Source organism: Latilactobacillus sakei subsp. sakei DSM 20017 = JCM 1157 (assembly GCF_002370355.1).
Lineage (GTDB): Bacteria > Bacillota > Bacilli > Lactobacillales > Lactobacillaceae > Latilactobacillus > Latilactobacillus sakei.
In genome coordinates, this window is record NZ_AP017929.1 from 1,474,776 (window position 1) to 1,491,267 (window position 16,492).

Consider the following 16,492-nt stretch of genomic DNA (forward strand, 5'->3'; position numbering starts at 1 on the left):
TTCCGCCAAATTAAATTTTGACGGAACGCTTTTTTGTTGGTTTAGGCATATGACTTCCGCCACTTTCTAAACGTGTTCTATTAGTCATCCTATTCAGGGTTAATCCTCAGAGCATATCCGACTGGTGGCACGCTCTTTTTTTAATGTGCGTCTGACCAGGCTTGTGGATCTTGGCGCCATTCATTTAAGGATGTTGCTTGTTCTGGTGTCAGATTATCGGCAGCTTGTTCAACGGCTAATAATGCTGAAAAGTTAGAAAGGGTCATCAGTGGGAACCCGGCTTGTTCGAAGTTCTTGCGACCAGCAGCCAATTCGTATGAGAAAATCCCAAAGACGCCTAGGATTTCAGCCCCTTCTTTTTGTGCAGCTTGAGCAGCTTGCAGTACGCTACCGCCAGTTGAAATTAAATCATCAATTAAGACCATTTTTTGACCGGCTGTAAAGGGTCCTTCGATTTGACGCCCTTGACCGTGGTCCTTTGGTTTAGAGCGAATATAAACCATCGGTAGATCAAGTTCAGCTGCAATCCAAGCAGCATGTGGAATCCCAGCGGTTGCAGTGCCACCAATGACTTCAACTTCTGGGAATTGGGCTTTGATGGCAGCGGCTAATTGACTGGCAATTAACTTGCGGACCTTAGGGTAGCCAATTGTGAGGCGGTTGTCACAGTAAATGGGACTTTTGAGGCCACTTGCCCAAGTAAAGGGTTGATTTGGACTGAGGCTCACTGCTTTGATATCGATTAAGGCTTGTGCGACTTGTTCGGCAATTGTTGTCATTTGAAAGACTCCCATTCTGATTTGATAGCTTGGTAAGCTTGATAAGGATCACTGGCTTGCGTAATTGGGCGCCCAACAACGATGCCGTTACTATGCATCTGAGCGGCCGCAAGTGGTGTGACTGCCCGTTTTTGGTCGTTATTTTGGCTCGTTGCGGGACGAATACCTGGTGTAACGCAGAGAAAATCTGTAGCGGTCTTACTTTTGATGGTGGTAATCTCTTGTGCAGAACAGATTACCCCGTCACAGTCGGATTGTTGCGCGAGTTGTGCGTAATGTGCCACCGATTCAGGCAGGCTGACAGAAACGAGTTGTTCCTGTTGCATTTGAGCCTCATTGGTTGACGTTAATTGCGTGATGGCTAATAACTTGGCGGGTTTGACGTTGGCTTGTTTAGCGCCCGCTTTTAAGCCAGCGGCACCGGCTTGCAGCATTGTTTGCCCACCAGCTGCGTGTATCGTCGTGTAATCGACGCCTAATTGACCGATAACCGTCATTGCACTTTGAACTGTATTTGGAATATCGTAAAGCTTTAAATCGAGGAAGATCCGATAGCCGCGTGCTTTGAGCGTTTTAATGAGCTGCGGCCCTTCTTGATAAAAAAGTTCCATGCCGATTTTTACGAATAGTGCTTCGTCTTTGGGAAATTGTTGTAGAAATTGGTCTGTTTTTTGCCAATTGGGAAAGTCTAGCGCGATAATTACGGGATTTGTCATTAATTATAGAACCTCCTGGTTAACGGCGAATGTTTTAAAGTCATGTAAATCGTACTTAGCAAGTTCATCAGGGAGCGCCTTGATGATATTGGGACAAGCAAATGGTTCACTGAAATTAGCCGTGCCAACAGCAATCGCGTTAGCACCAGCTGCCATCAGTTCGAGTGCATCCCCCGCTGTTGCGATTCCGCCCATCCCAATAATCGGGAGGTTGGAAATCGAACGCACTTGATGAACTAGGCGGATTGCGACTGGCTTGATGGCTGGGCCTGAGAGGCCTCCAGTTTGATTAGCGAGGATTGGTTGCCGGGTCTTTGGATCAATACGCATCCCAACTAAGGTATTGATTAGTGAGAAGCCAGCTGCCCCCGCTGCTTCGACTGCCTTAGCTATCGGTCGAATGTCGGTGACGTTTGGTGAGAGTTTGACGTAGACGGGGACCTGGCTAACTGCAACACAGGCTTTCGTTAAAGTCGCGGCGGCCTCTGGTGAAGTTCCGAACTCTAAGCCGCCGTGTGCGACATTGGGGCAAGAGATGTTTAATTCAATCGCATGAACGTTCGGTGCTTGGCTAATTCGTTCACAGACAGCGACATAGTCTGCTTCGGTATTTCCCGCAACGTTGGCGATAATTGGTAGGTCTGGGTAACGTTCTGCCAACCAAGGTAGCTTTTCAGTCATAATGGCTTCAATCCCTGGGTTTTGCAAACCGATTGCGTTTAACATCCCACTGGGTGTCTCGGCAACTCTTGGCGTGGCATTCCCTAAGCGGGGTTCTTTTGTCGCGGCTTTAATGATAATTGCGCCGAGTAAATTAAGATCGTAATACCGGCCGTACTCTTGGCCAAAGCCAAAACAGCCTGATGCTGGCATAATGGGGTTCTTCAGTTCTAAGCCGGGTAAAGACACGTGTAAATCGCTAGTCATTAGATTAACACCTCGTTTGTTTTAAAGACTGGTCCGTCATCGCAGATTTTTAGCTGGATTGTTGGGTCGACTTTTAGTTTCGTGACGCAGGCGTAACAAGCACCAATTCCGCAGGCCATCCGTTCTTCTAATGAGATATAAGCGTTTGGATGTGCACTGAAGCGATTATCGACAGCCATTAACAAGCCTTTAGGCCCACAGGCATAGATTGCGTCGTAGGTTGTGGCGGCATCTGCAAATTGCGCGTCGAGTAATAAGCCGACGTGACCTTTGTAACCGTAAGAGCCATCATTAGTTGCATAGGCGGTTGGCCCTAGTTTTTCAAACTCCGCTTGATAAAAGATGGCCTCTTGATTAGCAAAGCCAAAAACGTGTTGGACTTGAACGCCTTTAGCGACTAATTGTCTGGATAATTCGTGTAACGGTGGAATGCCGGTTCCCCCACCGATGATTAAAGCTTTTTGCTGAGGCTTAAGTTGATCAATTGGATAGCCGTGTCCGCCTAATGGGCCTAAGACGGATAATTCAGTTCCCTGTGAACACTCACTGAGAATTTGGGTCCCTTCGCCAACCGTCCGATAAAGTAAGGTAATGGTGTTATGTGCGGCATCGACATTGGCAATCCCAAATGGGCGTCTCAACAGGAGCGCATCGCTAGGAATTTTAACATCGACGAATTGTCCGGGTTGCACCTTTTCTTGGGCTAAGTCACCTGATAAACGGAGTTCGAAAATACCAGGCGCAATTTCAGTTTGGTCTTGAATCGTTAACAGCCATTCTAGTGGCAACATAAGCGTGACTCCTTTGAATTTTATGTAATAAAAGCGCCAAGAGACCAAGGCGGTCCTTGGCGCTTTAATAATGCTCAGAATATAATCAGTTTGAACGCACTTCTTTTAGAGTGGTTTTGTGAGGAGTGATTGTGATTCTAGGACCGTTAAGATGGCATCCGTTGTATCGAGAGATGTTAATAATGGAATGCCGTGTTCAATAGCGGTTTGGCGAATGACAATACTATCTTTAGCCACTTGGGGGGCTTCGTTTAAACCAGTTGTATTGATGACCAGTTGGATATGGCCGGCTTTAATCTTGTCGAGTAAGTCGCCTGAAGTGGCGTTGATCTTGTCAACTTGTTGAACTGGAATGCCCGCCGCTTTAAATTGTTGTGTTGTTCCCGGGGTCGCGATGATTTGGTAACCAACTTCTCTAAAGCGTTTCGCCAAAGCAAGTGCTTGGGCCTTATCTTGGTTCGTGACTGTCATTAAGACGTTGCCGTGACTTGGCAGATGCATGCCACTAGCTTCAAAGGCTTTATAAAGTGCTTTTTGCATCGTGACATCTGTCCCCATCACTTCACCGGTTGATTTCATTTCAGGCCCTAAGAGACTATCAACACGGGTTAGTTTTGAGAATGAGAAGACTGGTGCTTTCACGTGGATGAGTGGGCCTGCTGGTAACAACCCTGTTGGACTCTTCAATTCAGCTAAGGTGCTGCCTAAAATTAATTGGGTTGCGAGTTGTGCCATTGGAATTTGAGTAACTTTACTTAAGAATGGCACTGTCCGGCTAGCACGCGGATTGACTTCGATGACGTAAACTTCGTCATTTTGAATGATGAATTGGATGTTCAACAAACCATGACAATCGAGTGCAAGACAAAGTTTAGTGGTGTAGTCGATAATTGCTGCTTTTTGATCTTCTGTGAGGTTTTGTGGTGGATAAACGGCCATTGAATCGCCTGAATGGACACCGGCCCGTTCGATATGTTCCATGATACCTGGAATTAAGACCTCTTGACCGTCACAGATAGCATCGACTTCACATTCTTTACCCATTAAGTAACGATCGATTAAGACTGGGTGTTCGTCTGAGACCTTAACGGCTTCTTGCATATAGTGAGTTAAGTCTTCTGGCGTATGCACAATTTCCATTGCCCGGCCACCTAAGACGAAACTAGGCCGAATTAAGACGGGATAACCAATCTCTGTTGCGATCGTTAACGCATCAGGTGCGTTGGTTGCTGTTTTACCGACTGGTTGGGGAATATTCAATTCTTGAATCAATTGGTCGAATAAATCACGGTCTTCAGCGCGGTCTAAGTTGGCAACGCTCGTCCCTAAGATTTTAACGCCGTTTTCTTCAAGTGGTGCGGCCAAGTTAATCGCTGTTTGCCCCCCGAATTGAACGATAACGCCTTCTGGTTTTTCTAGTTCGACGACGTTTAAAACATCTTCGAGTGTTAATGGTTCAAAGTAAAGCTTGTTGGAGATTGAAAAATCAGTTGAAACCGTCTCTGGATTACTATTCATGATGATTGCTTCGTAACCGGCCTTTTGAATGGCTTGTACACAGTGGACGGTTGCGTAATCGAATTCAACCCCTTGACCGATTCGAATGGGGCCGGAACCGATAACTAAGATTGATGGTTTAGCTGAAACTAAACTTTCATTTTCTTGTTCGTAGGTTGCGTAGTAATAAGGGGTTTGTGATTCAAACTCGGCGGCACAAGTATCGACCATCTTATAGACGGGTTGAATACCACTTTCTTGGCGCATTTGGCGCACTTGGATTGGCGTGATTTGCCATGTTTTGGCAATCTTTTCGTCTGAAAAGCCGTTTTTCTTAACAATTTCGAGTAATTCGACGTCGCCTTTTTGACTACGGAGTTGTTCTTCTAGTTCAACGATGTGACTGATTTTATCTAAGAAGAATAAATCGATCTTCGTTAATTCAGCTAATTCCTGAATGAGATACCCGCGACGTAATGCTTCTGCGAGGTAGAAAAGGCGGTCATCTTGCGGATGAATAATCCGTTGGACCAGATCGTTGTCGCTGACGCTGGTTAAACCGTCTAATTCAAGGTGGGCTGTGCCGATTTCAAGTGAGCGAACGGCTTTTAGGAGTGATTCTTCGATGTTCCGGCCAATCGCCATAACTTCGCCAGTCGCTTTCATTTGAGTGCCTAATTGGCGGTCACCCTTATTGAACTTATCAAAAGGCCAGCGGGGAATCTTGGCAACAACGTAATCCAACATCGGTTCGAATTGCGCGTAAGTAGTCCCGGTAATTGGGTTATAGATTTCGTCGAGTGTTAGACCAACCGCAATTTTAGCGGCCATCTTAGCAATCGGATAACCTGTTGCTTTTGAGGCTAAGGCTGATGAGCGACTCACCCGAGGATTAACTTCGATAATGAAGTAGCGCTCGCTGTTAGGATCAAGGGCTAATTGAACGTTACAGCCCCCTTCAATCTTCAAGGCCCGGATAATTTTTAATGAAGCGTCCCGAAGCATTTGCACTTCGCGGTCACTTAATGTTTGAACTGGGGCAAAGACGATTGAATCACCGGTATGGATGCCGACTGGATCGAAGTTTTCCATATTGCAGACGACTAAGGCGTTGTCGTTGCGATCACGCATCACTTCAAATTCGATTTCTTTGTAACCCGCAATACTTTGTTCAACAAGGACTTGACCAACTGGGGATAATGCAATCCCGTTTTTGACGATTGTTTTGAGTTGGCCTGCATTTTCGGCAATCCCACCGCCTGTCCCACCAAGTGTGAAGGCAGGGCGAATAATTACGGGGAAGCCGTTTTGCTTTACAAATTCTTGTGCATCATCTAATGAGTGCGCAATGGCTGATTCAGGGATGGGTTCATTGAGTTGGTTCATCAAGTTCTTGAATAACTCCCGATCTTCAGCTTGATCGATGGCACTTAATTTTGTCCCGAGTAATTCGATATCGAGTTCAGCAAGAATCCCACAATTAGCGAGTTCTAAGGCCATGTTTAAGCCTGTTTGACCCCCAAGTGTTGGTAAGATCGCATCTGGTAGTTCTTTTCTTAAAATTTGTGTCACAAAATCAAGTGTGATTGGTTCGATATAAACCGTGTCAGCAACTGTTTTATCAGTCATAATCGTCGCAGGGTTTGAGTTGATGAGCACCACTTGGTACCCTTCTTCTTTAAGTGCAAGACAGGCTTGGGTTCCTGAGTAATCAAATTCGGCAGCTTGACCAATCACGATTGGACCGGAGCCAATGACTAAAATTTTACGAATATCGGTTCTTTTTGGCATCACTAAATCCCCTTTTTCTATTTTTGGCGGCGATTAAAATCATCAATCATGTCGATGAATTCATCAAATAGGTGGACAGCATCGTGTGGACCAGGTGCTGCGTCTGGATGGAACTGAACGGAAAATGCTGGGTACTGACGATGACGGAGTCCTTCGACAGTGTGGTCGTTAATTTCAACGTGAGTCACTAATAGTTGTTGTGGGTCGATTGAGTCTGCGTCAACGGCGAAACCGTGATTTTGTGACGTGAAATCAATCCGGTTAGTGGCAATTTCGCGAACGGGATGGTTAAAGCCGCGGTGACCAAACTTCATTTTGTATGTTTTAGCGCCGTTAGCGAGTGCGAATAATTGGTGGCCAAGACAAATCCCGAAGATTGGTAGCTTCCCTTGAATGCCCCGAATCATTTCGATTGCTTCTGGAACATCTTCTGGATCCCCAGGGCCATTGGTTAACATGACGCCGTCTGGATCGAGGCTGAGAATCTCTTCAGCGGTGGCATTATAAGGTAGGACAGTTAAATTACAGTTGCGTTTTGATAATTCGCGTAAAATACTGTGCTTCAATCCAAAGTCGATAACCACGATATTGCGACCGGTCGCAGGACTAGGATATGGTTTAGCCGTTGATACTTGTTGAACTTGATTTTTAGGTAATACCAAGGCTTTTAATTGATCAAAGGCATGATCGTCAGCGGCATCCACGATGCTGGCCTTCATAGTACCTTTATCCCGTAAGCGACGCGTTAAGGCGCGGGTATCAATGCCCCAAATACCGGGAATTTTCTTTTGTTTTAAGAAGTCGTCAAGGCTCATGTTCATCCGCCAGTTATTAGCTAAGCGTGGGACTTCATGAACGACCACCCCTTTACAAGTAGGTTTGATTGATTCAAAATCATCGCGGTTAACACCGTAATTGCCGATTAATGGGTATGTAAAAGCAATAATTTGGCCGTTGTAGGATTGATCCGTAATGGTTTCTTGATAACCACTCATACCGGTATTAAAGACAATTTCACCGGTTGAGATTGTAGGTGCACCGAAGCCAAAACCGCTAAAGACGGTGCCGTCTTCTAAGATGAGATAACGTTTCATAAGCTATTTACTCCTTTGATAAGCAACTTGACCGGCAACTAGGGTCAATTCTGTACCGCCAAGTACCGTTTCACCGATGAATGGCGTGTTGTGACCCTTAGATTGAAAGTCGGTTGCTTGAATAGTAGTGGGTTGTGTCAGGTTAAAAACAGCGATATCGGCTTGGTCGCCAACGCGTAGTTGACCGGCTGCTGGTAGATTGAAAACCTGTGCCGGAACGGTCGTCATTTTAGCTAATAATTGGGCTAAGCTAAAGGGCCCATTAACGACCAGGTGTGTATAGAGTAAACTGAAGGCTGTTTCACTCCCTACTATACCAAATGGTGCTTGTAATAACGACTGACTTTTCTCAGCCGCGGTATGTGGTGCGTGATCAGTCGCAATCACGTCGATTGTACCGTCCATCAGACCTGCCCAGAGGCTTTGACGATCTGCTAACGTTCTGAGGGGGGGATTCATTTTTAACATGGCGTCGTCACTAATGATTGAACGATCGTCGAGTAAAAGATGATGTGGTGTGACTTCACAGGTGATATTGACACCATCTGCTTTAGCGCGGCGGACAAGCGCCACTGTTTCTTTAGTTGAAATGTGGCAGATATGATAGTGAACGCCGGTTGCACGAGCAAGTTCGATATCACGTGCGACTTGGGCGGATTCGCTCACGCTAGGAATGCCAGGAACGTTTAACCGTTTAGCCGCGGCACCGTCGTGAATGACACCGCCGTTGACTAATGAGATGTCTTCAACGTGCGCGACGATTGGCGCATCAATTGCTGCTGCTTGTTGCATGGCGAGGTACATTGTTTGAGCATCTTGCACACCGTGACCGTCATTGGTAAAACCGGCGGCGCCTGCTGCTTTGAAAGCCGGCATATCAACTAGGTCGTTATTGACTAAATCGCCGGTGATTGGTGCAAATTGATACGTATGGACGCTTGTTTCCGTTTGGTTACGAGCAACTAATGTTTTGAAATCGGGTAGATTGTCAGGCACTGGGTTGAGGTTCGGCATTGCAATGACACTCGTATAACCCCCGTGGGCCGCAGCCCGACTGCCTGTTTGGAGGGTTTCTTTATCGGTGAAACCTGGATCTCTGAAATGAACATGTCCATCAATTAATCCGGCACTTACAAGTGCGCCTTGTGCATCAAAAATGGTTTCGGCTGGCTCGTCAGTTGGTGTAATTTGTGCTTCAATCGCAGTGATCCGTCCTTTTTCATCAATCGCGATGTCTCTTTTGACGAGTTGATCGTCAATTAATAGTTGACCATTTTGGATAAGTCGATACATACTGCAGACCCCTAATCTTTAATGAGATTTTTTTGTTTTAATAAGTATTCAATCATTGCCATGCGCATGAAGACCCCGTTATGCATCTGCTTAAAAATTCGTGATTGGGGTGCTTCGACTAATTCATCGGCGATTTCAACGTCGCGGTTAACTGGTGCTGGGTGTAACCAGATAGTACTTGCTTTTAATTGGGCGGCCCTTTGTGCTGTTAGGCCGTATTTAACGTGGAAGGCTTCGTCGGTCATTGTTTCGGCTGAATCAAAGCGTTCGTGTTGAATTCTGAGTAACATGACCACATCGACTTGATCTAAGATACTATCGAGGGCGACGTGTTGACCGTAATCGTTGAATTCAGCCGTAAACCATTCTTCAGGACCGGCGAAGTAGAGTTGTGCACCCAGTCGTTTTAAAAGTTGCATGTTAGATTTAGCAACTCGTGAGTGGCGTAAATCACCGCAGATAACGACTTTCAAACCGTCGAAGTGCCCGAACTCTTCATGAATGGTCATCATATCGAGTAGACATTGTGATGGATGTTGACCACTGCCATCCCCACCGTTAGCCAAGGCTAAGTGAAAGGCTGGATCGGCGAGTAAATCGTCGTAGTAGTTGTTTTGTGGATGACGAACAGCGACAAAATCGACGCCGATTGCTTGGACCGTCTTAAGGGTATCGCTGAGTGTCTCTCCTTTTGAAACTGAACTGGTTTCGGCTTCAAAAGACATTACTGATAATCCCAGTTTGCGTTCAGCCATTTCAAAACTCGTTTTGGTTCGAGTGCTATTTTCAAAAAAGAGGTTCATCGCGTATACGGGACGCGTTAATTCGCAAGTCGCACCTTGTTTAAAGGCTTCTGCCCGTTCAATTAAATTTAAAACAGATGAATTTGTTAGTTGTTCAACAGATACAATCGCCGTTTGATTAGTCATTTTGTTGTGCCTCCAATTCGATTTCACTCTTTGATTTTTGTGGTAAGATCAGGTTCATTGCGATGCCTAAGACCGTTGCAATCGCTAAGCCTGAGAATTGATATTGACCAAGTTGTAAGTAGGCATTCCCAATCCCAATCACTAAGATTGATGAGCCAATCATTAAGTTCCGTTTTTTATCGAAATCGACTTGGTTGTCGATTAAGACCCGGAGCCCACTTGAGGCGATAACGCCGAAGAGTAAGAAGCTAATCCCGCCGATAACAGGTGCCGGGATGCTTTGGATGAGTGCGCTTAGTTTACCGATGAAACCGAAGATGATGGCAAAAAATGCGGCGCCGCCTAATACCCAAACACTGTGAACTTTAGTAATGGCCAAGACGCCGATGTTTTCACCATAACTGGTGACAGGAGGGCCCCCAACAAAAGCGGCGATGATTGAAGCTGTTCCGTCCCCTGCTAAAGTCCGGTGAAGACCAGGATTTTTGAAGAAGTTGCGTTTCGTTAATTTATTTAAGACCATGATGTGGCCCATGTGTTCCGTCATTGTAACAAACGCAATCGGTGCCATACTGAGGATTGCGCCCCAGTAAAGACCGGGTTTATAGGTGACAAATGGCACTTGGAAATCCGGGACCTTGAACCAAGGAGCGTTTAAGACCGGTTGGAAATCAACGATGCCGAACAAGACGGCGATGATGTAACCTGAGACAATCCCGAGTAAGACCGGAATCAAACTCATGAAGCCTTTGAGATACATGTTAAAGGCGATTGTGATTAGTAAGGTTAAGATAGCGACTGCGAAGAATTTCAAGTCATAGTTACCAGCGGCATTGATTGTCGCTTGTTTAGCGGCTGTACCGGCTAATGAGAGGCCGATGACCATGACAATCGGGCCGACAACAATCGGTGGCAAGGCTTTGTCGATCCAGCCGGAACCAATTAAACTTACTAAGACAGAAACGATGAGGTAAACCGCACCGACGGCCATTGTCCCTTGCGCAATCCCGGGATAACCAGTTGTTTTCATTAAAGCGAGCATTGGGACGATGAATGAGAAACTCGAGCCCATGTAAGCTGGAATCTTTCCTTTAGTAATTAATAAGTACATCAGGGTGCCGACCCCGGAACTAAAGAGTGCGATACCGGGGTTTAAGCCGACCAAGATGGGCACTAAGACGGTTGACCCAAACATGGCGAACATGTGCTGGATGGATAAGCCAATCCATTTCCCGGTTGTTGGACGCTCGTTTACGTCTAACACCGCATCGGGATTGCGGTAAGTTGATTTTGTCATATGAAGACCTCCGATAATTAATCATTAAGCGATAATGGCGATAAAAAAAGGACATCCCTACTCTGCGGGTATGTCCTTTGGACGCATAGTGGGCGAACTGATGCTAGTCAGTCTTCGCCAATTATGCGGGCAAACCCTTTTGCTCTCTCTGGAGACAATTAAACGGTTCTAGCTTTAATTCAATTTTTCAATGGTAATGCCATCATGTTCGTCAATTTCTTGCATAGCGACTTTAATTTGTTCGTTAAGAGCAGTTGGAATGTTTTTACCAACGAAATCAGGTCGAATTGGTAGTTCGCGGTGACCACGATCGACTAAAACAGCGAGTGAGATTTTTTTAGGGCGACCAAGATCCATTAAGGCATCAAGCGCGGCCCGAATTGTCCGGCCAGTATATAAGACATCATCGATGAGGATAACGTGTTTGTCCGTAATATCGACAGGGATGTCATTACCATTTAGTTGGGGTTCATTATGACTATTTAAATCATGTTGATCATCACGGTAGAGTGTAATATCAAGTGTCCCCACTGGTACCGTAACGCCTTCGAGTTGTTCTAAACGTTTAGCGATGCGTTCAGCGATAAAAACGCCCCGTGTTTTGATGCCGACAAAGACAAGGTCTGAAATCCCCTTGTTTTGTTCGATAATCTCGTAAGTAATCCGTGTAAAAACACGTTTCATTGTTGTGCTATCTACGACTTCTTTCACCATGTTCATGACACTCCTTCCAACAAAAAACCTCTCAACCGATATTGGTTGAGAGGTTACAGTTTGAGACTAGTCCTAGAGTCCTAATCTAATGGATTAATTCACCGTGCCTTCTCAGCCTCACGGGACTGAAATTAAAGGTTTCTATTAAGTTGTGATAATCATAGTTGATAAATCACGGTTTGTCAATTGTTTTCGCGTAATTCCTGCAACGTTTTTTCAAAAATGGCTGGTAATGGCGCTTCAAAACGCATGTTTTCACCGGTTGTTGGGTGCTTAAAGCCTAAAACAGCAGCATGTAAGAATTGCCCTTTACCAGGCAATGTCTTCCGAGGACCATAAGTTGGGTCGCCGGCTACTGGTCGGTTAATATAAGCAAGATGCACACGGATTTGATGTGTCCGGCCCGTTTCTAAGCGACAACGAATTAAAGTATAATCCGTAAAGCGTTCAACAACTTCAAAATGAGTGACCGCTGGGCGACCGTCTGGGACAATTGCTTGTTTCATCCGATCCAGTTTTGAACGACCAATTGGTGCATCGATTGTGCCTTCGTCTTCTTCGATATTACCATGCACTAATGCGAGGTATTCACGGAGATTAGACTTAGCCTTTAATTGTTCTGATAATGATTCGTGGGCTTCGTTAGTCTTAGCGACCATCAATAAACCGGAAGTATCCTTATCAATTCGATGCACGATTCCTGGGCGGAAAACACCGTTGATTTCAGAAAGTGGTGTATGTGCTAATAAAGCATTCACCAAAGTCCCATTAGGATGGCCTGGTGAAGGATGCACAACCATCCCTTGTGGCTTATTGACCACAAGGACTTGGTCATCTTCATAGACAATGTCTAAAGGAATATCTTCTGGTACTAAATCGAGTGAGACGGGATTCGGAATCGTGACGCTAATCTTTTCGTCAGCGACCACTTTATGGTTACCTTTAGAAGTTTGCCCGTTGATTTCAACGAGGTCCTTTTTTAACCATTGTTGGATTTGGGAACGCGAATAATCAGGTAATAATTGGCTTAATACCTTATCAATCCGGCCGGTTTCGGTTGTAATTGTAAATTCTTTTTTTTCAGTCATGAGTCACTTTCTCTTTCAACAAGATGGCAATAAAGACGCAGATGACACCACAAGTGAGGGCGGTATCTGCAACATTAAAGATGGGAAAATTAATAAATTCTAATTGGAACATATCGACCACGTATTTTAAATGTAAACGATCTATGAAATTCCCTAACGCGCCGGCTAACATTAACGTCAAGCCGATGCGATATAGTTTTTCAGATCGTTCAGAGGTATAAAATAAATAGCCAATAACACCTACTGCGATGATGGTAACAATATAGAAGAACCATTGCTGACCAGCCAACATACTCCAAGCAGCGCCGTCATTTTGGACGTAAGTAAGGCCGAGAATGTTGGGAATCACAGTGTGCAACGCGCCATAGCTAACATTGGCGACAATCCACCCTTTTAAGAGTTGATCACCCACCAAGATTAATAGGCCTAAAATAATATAAAGTAGCATGGTTGCCTCCTATTCATACTGATTAACATTGTCCTTAAAAAGAGCACGCTTGTCAATCAGTTTTCGTGGTGGGGTGCAGGATTGTACAATTTAGGCGCAGTCTCGTTAGAATAAGCCACTAATTTGGCCGTCTGCAGTAACATCCATATTGAGTGCGGCTGGTTTCTTAGGTAATCCGGGCATCGTTAAGACGGCGCCAGTCATTGCGACGATAAAACCGGCCCCGAGCTTTGGAATCAATTCACGGACGTGGATTGTAAAGTCGCTTGGCGCACCGAGTGCTTTAGGATCATCTGATAATGAATATTGTGTTTTGGCGATGCAGACCGGTAAGTGAGCCCAACCATTTTTTTCAATTTGTTTTAGTTGATTGATCGCTTTGCCTTCGAACACGACGTCGCGGCCACCGTAAATTTCGGTTACAACGGTTGTTAACTTAGATTTGATGTCAGCTTGTGGATCATATAATGGTTTGAAGGCCTTAGGTTGTTGTAAGGCTTCTAAGACTGCTTTGGCTAGTTCAATCCCGCCTTGACCACCATTGGCCCAGACACTAGTTGGGACCGCAGTGACATTCATTGCTTGACAAAGATCTTGTAGCAATTGGACTTCGGCAGCCGTATCGCTTGTAAATTCATTAACTGACACGACAACGGGGACGCCGTAGCGTTGCATATTCGCAATATGTTTGGCTAGATTACTGAAACCAGCTTTCAAGGCATCTAAGTTTTCAGTGGTTAAATCGGCCAAGGCTACCCCACCGTTATACTTCAAGGCACGGATGGTCGCTACAATCACGATGGTATCTGGTGTTTTACCTAATTGTGGTACCTTGATATCGAGGAATTTTTCAGCGCCTAAATCAGCACCAAAACCAGCTTCGGTAATGGCGATATCGCCTAATTTCAAGGCTGTTTGAGTCGCTAGGATACTATTACAGCCGTGGGCAATATTGGCAAATGGGCCACCATGCACGAGTGCTGGTGTGTGTTCTAAGGTTTGGACCATATTCGGTTTGAGTGCGTCTTTTAATAACATGGCGATGGCCCCGGTGACTTCTAAGTCGCCAACAGTCACAGGTTCGCGATCATAGTTATAGCCAATCACGATTTTACTAATCCGGTTTTTGAGATCGGTAATGTCGGTTGCTAAACAAAGAATCGCCATTAATTCACTGGCAACGGTAATATCAAAGCCATCTTGTCTTGGCATCCCTTGTACTGGTCCACCTAAACCAATCACAACTTGGCGCAAGGCACGATCGTTAATATCAAGTGCGCGTTTCCAGATAATCCGTCTAGGATCGATATTTAAAACGTTCCCTTGTTGTAGATGATTATCAATTAAGGCTGCTAGGGTATTTACAGCGGCAGTTAAGGCGTGCATATCGCCTGTAAAATGTAAATTAATGTCAGCCATTGGCACAACTTGGGCGTAACCACCACCAGTCGCGCCCCCTTTCATCCCCATGACAGGGCCTAATGAAGGTTCACGTAAGGCAATGACTGCTGATTGGTCAAGTTGGCGTAAAGCATCCCCTAGGCCAACAGTAACGGTTGACTTACCTTCTCCGGCTGGTGTCGGATTAATCGAAGTGACTAAAATGAGTTTGCCATCTTCTTTTTCTTTTAACCGATTGATGGCTTGAAAGTTAAGTTTTGCTTTGTAAGGGCCATATTGTTCAATATCGGTGACCTGTAACCCGATTTGTTCGGCAATTGCCGTGATGGGCTTCATTTCCGTAGCTTCATTTGCTTGTGCGATTTGAATATCTGACATAACGACCAGCTCCTTTTGTTTATGATAGTACCTAGTATAGCCGATTTCGTACGGAATTGGCAGATAGTAATCTGATAAATTTTATCTTCGACACGTTCCTACTAAAGTGGTAAGATATAAATGTGACCAGTTAAGGGCTACAACTTAATTGGCATAATGACAATGGTGTGTTGACGCACCACTCTTTAGAGGAGGGATTGTGATGGAACGAGGAATCGTGAAATGGTTTAGCAATGCTAAAGGTTATGGCTTCATCAATTACCGAGATGATGAGGAAATTTTCGTCCACTTTACCGCAATCCAAATTGACGGCTATAAGACACTAGACAAAGATGATCAAGTCTTATTCGAGGTCAAAGAAGGCGCCCGCGGCTTACAAGCGGCCAACGTCCAAAAAATTGAAGCTTAACGACATTTAAAAAGAGGACCCGTGCCAAAACGATTTTGCGTTTTGCGCGAGTCCTCTATTTTTTTACTGTTCATTTTGAACTGGCCAATTATTTGCTTCTAATGTGGTAATTAGTTGTTCTTTAACTTTCGCCGATAATAATAATTGCTCTGGTTGATAGTCAAGCTCAGTTGTCTTAATTAATAAGCCGTATTTTTGAACAATCACGGCTGTCGTTTGTGCCAATTGAATTGTTCGGTTATATTTAAATAATGGTCGTTTAAGCGTTAGCGTCTGTGCAGTGATGTCGAGACGATGACCGAATAGATTAATAATGGTTAAAATAACCGCGATGATCCCCACCGTAATCGATTGCCAATTAAGATTAATGAGTTCAAGTTGCAGAATTAAAGCTAGCGTATAAATAAATCCAATCCAAGACCAAATTGTAACGCAATAGGCGTAGTTTGGCTGGTAAAATAGGCGTTTGTTAGTTTGCAATAGAAACACTCCTTATGCAGTCCATATTACCATTAACCAGGGGTCTCTGTCAGTGGAAAGGTGGAAACTTTACGAATGATTAAACTTTATACAGATGCAGCCACGCTTGGCAATCCTGGCCCCAGTGCTGCTGGGATACTGATTGTGACCGCTAAGCAGCAATATCAATTTAGCATTCCCTTACCGCCGGTGGATAATCATGTTGCCGAGTTTATGGCGGTTCAATTGGGCTTAGAAAAAATTACTACGCTTGGTTTGACCGAGTCGATGCTTCAAATTAATGTTGATAGTAAAATTGTCTGTCAAAGCCTCGAAAAACAATATGCGAAACATTACCAGCAATATGTTGATCAGATTATCGCCTTAGAACAGCCCTATTCCCTCGTGCTACATCAGTGGTTGCCTGATCGGCAAAATAAAGGGGCACACCACCTCGCACAACAAGACTTAAAAAAATAGT

General features: G+C 44.9%; 16 protein-coding genes. 2 read left to right on the forward strand and 14 right to left on the reverse strand.

Annotated features, from left to right (window positions below):
• Positions 1–140: 140 nt before the first annotated feature.
• From pyrE to LEUCM_RS07425, 13 genes are all read right to left on the reverse strand, one after another.
• Complete coding sequence (pyrE, locus tag LEUCM_RS07365) at positions 141–779, reverse strand: orotate phosphoribosyltransferase (protein WP_011374661.1); 639 nt, start codon at positions 777–779, stop codon at positions 141–143.
• Positions 776–1,495 carry an orotidine-5'-phosphate decarboxylase gene (gene pyrF, locus LEUCM_RS07370; RefSeq protein WP_016265114.1) on the reverse strand — a complete coding sequence of 240 codons (720 nt, stop codon included), beginning with the start codon at positions 1,493–1,495 and terminating at the stop codon, positions 776–778. The genes pyrE and pyrF overlap by 4 nt, the downstream gene beginning before the upstream one ends.
• 3 nt (positions 1,496–1,498) lie before the next feature.
• Positions 1,499–2,422, reverse strand: a complete 924-nt coding sequence (locus LEUCM_RS07375; protein ID WP_016265113.1) for a dihydroorotate dehydrogenase — start codon at positions 2,420–2,422, stop codon at positions 1,499–1,501.
• Positions 2,422–3,213: a dihydroorotate dehydrogenase electron transfer subunit gene (locus LEUCM_RS07380; protein ID WP_016265112.1), complete on the reverse strand. Its 792-nt coding sequence runs from the start codon at positions 3,211–3,213 to the stop codon at positions 2,422–2,424. Before LEUCM_RS07380 ends, LEUCM_RS07375 begins: the two co-directional genes overlap by 1 nt.
• Before the next feature lie 105 nt (positions 3,214–3,318).
• Entirely contained in the window at positions 3,319–6,501 is a 3,183-nt protein-coding gene (carB, locus tag LEUCM_RS07385) for a carbamoyl-phosphate synthase large subunit (protein WP_025015783.1), read from the reverse strand.
• Between the two features lie 17 nt (positions 6,502–6,518).
• The gene (locus LEUCM_RS07390) at positions 6,519–7,595 is read right to left on the reverse strand and encodes a carbamoyl phosphate synthase small subunit (RefSeq protein WP_011374656.1); all 1,077 of its coding nucleotides are present in this window, start codon (positions 7,593–7,595) and stop codon (positions 6,519–6,521) included.
• A 3-nt stretch (positions 7,596–7,598) separates the two neighbouring features.
• Positions 7,599–8,888, reverse strand: coding sequence for a dihydroorotase (gene pyrC / locus LEUCM_RS07395; RefSeq protein WP_016265110.1), 1,290 nt, complete (start codon positions 8,886–8,888; stop codon positions 7,599–7,601).
• Positions 8,889–8,899: 11 nt separating this feature from the next.
• Positions 8,900–9,817, reverse strand: a complete 918-nt coding sequence (locus tag LEUCM_RS07400) for an aspartate carbamoyltransferase catalytic subunit (RefSeq protein WP_016265109.1) — start codon at positions 9,815–9,817, stop codon at positions 8,900–8,902.
• Positions 9,810–11,114 (reverse strand): uracil-xanthine permease family protein, encoded by a 1,305-nt coding sequence (locus tag LEUCM_RS07405; protein ID WP_011374653.1) that lies wholly within the window; start codon positions 11,112–11,114, stop codon positions 9,810–9,812. The genes LEUCM_RS07400 and LEUCM_RS07405 overlap by 8 nt, the downstream gene beginning before the upstream one ends.
• A gap of 174 nt (positions 11,115–11,288) precedes the next feature.
• Positions 11,289–11,828 (reverse strand): bifunctional pyr operon transcriptional regulator/uracil phosphoribosyltransferase PyrR, encoded by a 540-nt coding sequence (pyrR, locus tag LEUCM_RS07410; protein WP_011374652.1) that lies wholly within the window; start codon positions 11,826–11,828, stop codon positions 11,289–11,291.
• Between the two features lie 182 nt (positions 11,829–12,010).
• Complete coding sequence (locus tag LEUCM_RS07415; RefSeq protein WP_016265108.1) at positions 12,011–12,916, reverse strand: RluA family pseudouridine synthase; 906 nt, start codon at positions 12,914–12,916, stop codon at positions 12,011–12,013.
• On the reverse strand, positions 12,909–13,364 hold the full coding sequence (gene lspA / locus LEUCM_RS07420) for a signal peptidase II (protein WP_011374650.1): 456 nt from the start codon (positions 13,362–13,364) through the stop codon (positions 12,909–12,911). Before lspA ends, LEUCM_RS07415 begins: the two co-directional genes overlap by 8 nt.
• A gap of 105 nt (positions 13,365–13,469) precedes the next feature.
• On the reverse strand, positions 13,470–15,143 hold the full coding sequence (locus tag LEUCM_RS07425) for a formate--tetrahydrofolate ligase (protein WP_016265107.1): 1,674 nt from the start codon (positions 15,141–15,143) through the stop codon (positions 13,470–13,472).
• A 202-nt stretch (positions 15,144–15,345) separates the two neighbouring features.
• Here LEUCM_RS07425 and LEUCM_RS07430 point away from each other — a divergent pair, with 202 nt between their 5' ends.
• Positions 15,346–15,552: a cold shock domain-containing protein gene (locus LEUCM_RS07430; RefSeq protein ID WP_011374648.1), complete on the forward strand. Its 207-nt coding sequence runs from the start codon at positions 15,346–15,348 to the stop codon at positions 15,550–15,552.
• A 63-nt stretch (positions 15,553–15,615) separates the two neighbouring features.
• Here the strand turns inward: LEUCM_RS07430 and LEUCM_RS07435 are convergent, their stop codons facing one another.
• On the reverse strand, positions 15,616–16,032 hold the full coding sequence (locus tag LEUCM_RS07435; protein ID WP_016265106.1) for an EbsA family protein: 417 nt from the start codon (positions 16,030–16,032) through the stop codon (positions 15,616–15,618).
• 75 nt (positions 16,033–16,107) lie between these two features.
• Between LEUCM_RS07435 and LEUCM_RS07440 the strand changes: the two genes are divergently transcribed.
• Positions 16,108–16,491 (forward strand): ribonuclease HI family protein, encoded by a 384-nt coding sequence (locus tag LEUCM_RS07440; RefSeq protein WP_025015784.1) that lies wholly within the window; start codon positions 16,108–16,110, stop codon positions 16,489–16,491.
• Position 16,492: the final 1 nt, after the last annotated feature.

Bases quoted from the DNA above. Each gene is read 5' to 3' on its own strand.
- pyrE (WP_011374661.1), bottom strand. From the start codon at position 779: ATGACAACAATTGCCGAACAAGTCGCACAAGCCTTAATCGATATCAAA.
- pyrF (WP_016265114.1), bottom strand. From the start codon at position 1,495: ATGACAAATCCCGTAATTATCGCGCTAGACTTTCCCAATTGGCAAAAA.
- LEUCM_RS07375 (WP_016265113.1), bottom strand. From the start codon at position 2,422: ATGACTAGCGATTTACACGTGTCTTTACCCGGCTTAGAACTGAAGAAC.
- LEUCM_RS07380 (WP_016265112.1), bottom strand. From the start codon at position 3,213: ATGTTGCCACTAGAATGGCTGTTAACGATTCAAGACCAAACTGAAATT.
- carB (WP_025015783.1), bottom strand. From the start codon at position 6,501: ATGCCAAAAAGAACCGATATTCGTAAAATTTTAGTCATTGGCTCCGGT.
- LEUCM_RS07390 (WP_011374656.1), bottom strand. From the start codon at position 7,595: ATGAAACGTTATCTCATCTTAGAAGACGGCACCGTCTTTAGCGGTTTT.
- pyrC (WP_016265110.1), bottom strand. From the start codon at position 8,888: ATGTATCGACTTATCCAAAATGGTCAACTATTAATTGACGATCAACTC.
- LEUCM_RS07400 (WP_016265109.1), bottom strand. From the start codon at position 9,817: ATGACTAATCAAACGGCGATTGTATCTGTTGAACAACTAACAAATTCA.
- LEUCM_RS07405 (WP_011374653.1), bottom strand. From the start codon at position 11,114: ATGACAAAATCAACTTACCGCAATCCCGATGCGGTGTTAGACGTAAAC.
- pyrR (WP_011374652.1), bottom strand. From the start codon at position 11,828: ATGGTGAAAGAAGTCGTAGATAGCACAACAATGAAACGTGTTTTTACA.
- LEUCM_RS07415 (WP_016265108.1), bottom strand. From the start codon at position 12,916: ATGACTGAAAAAAAAGAATTTACAATTACAACCGAAACCGGCCGGATT.
- lspA (WP_011374650.1), bottom strand. From the start codon at position 13,364: ATGCTACTTTATATTATTTTAGGCCTATTAATCTTGGTGGGTGATCAA.
- LEUCM_RS07425 (WP_016265107.1), bottom strand. From the start codon at position 15,143: ATGTCAGATATTCAAATCGCACAAGCAAATGAAGCTACGGAAATGAAG.
- LEUCM_RS07430 (WP_011374648.1), top strand. From the start codon at position 15,346: ATGGAACGAGGAATCGTGAAATGGTTTAGCAATGCTAAAGGTTATGGC.
- LEUCM_RS07440 (WP_025015784.1), top strand. From the start codon at position 16,108: ATGATTAAACTTTATACAGATGCAGCCACGCTTGGCAATCCTGGCCCC.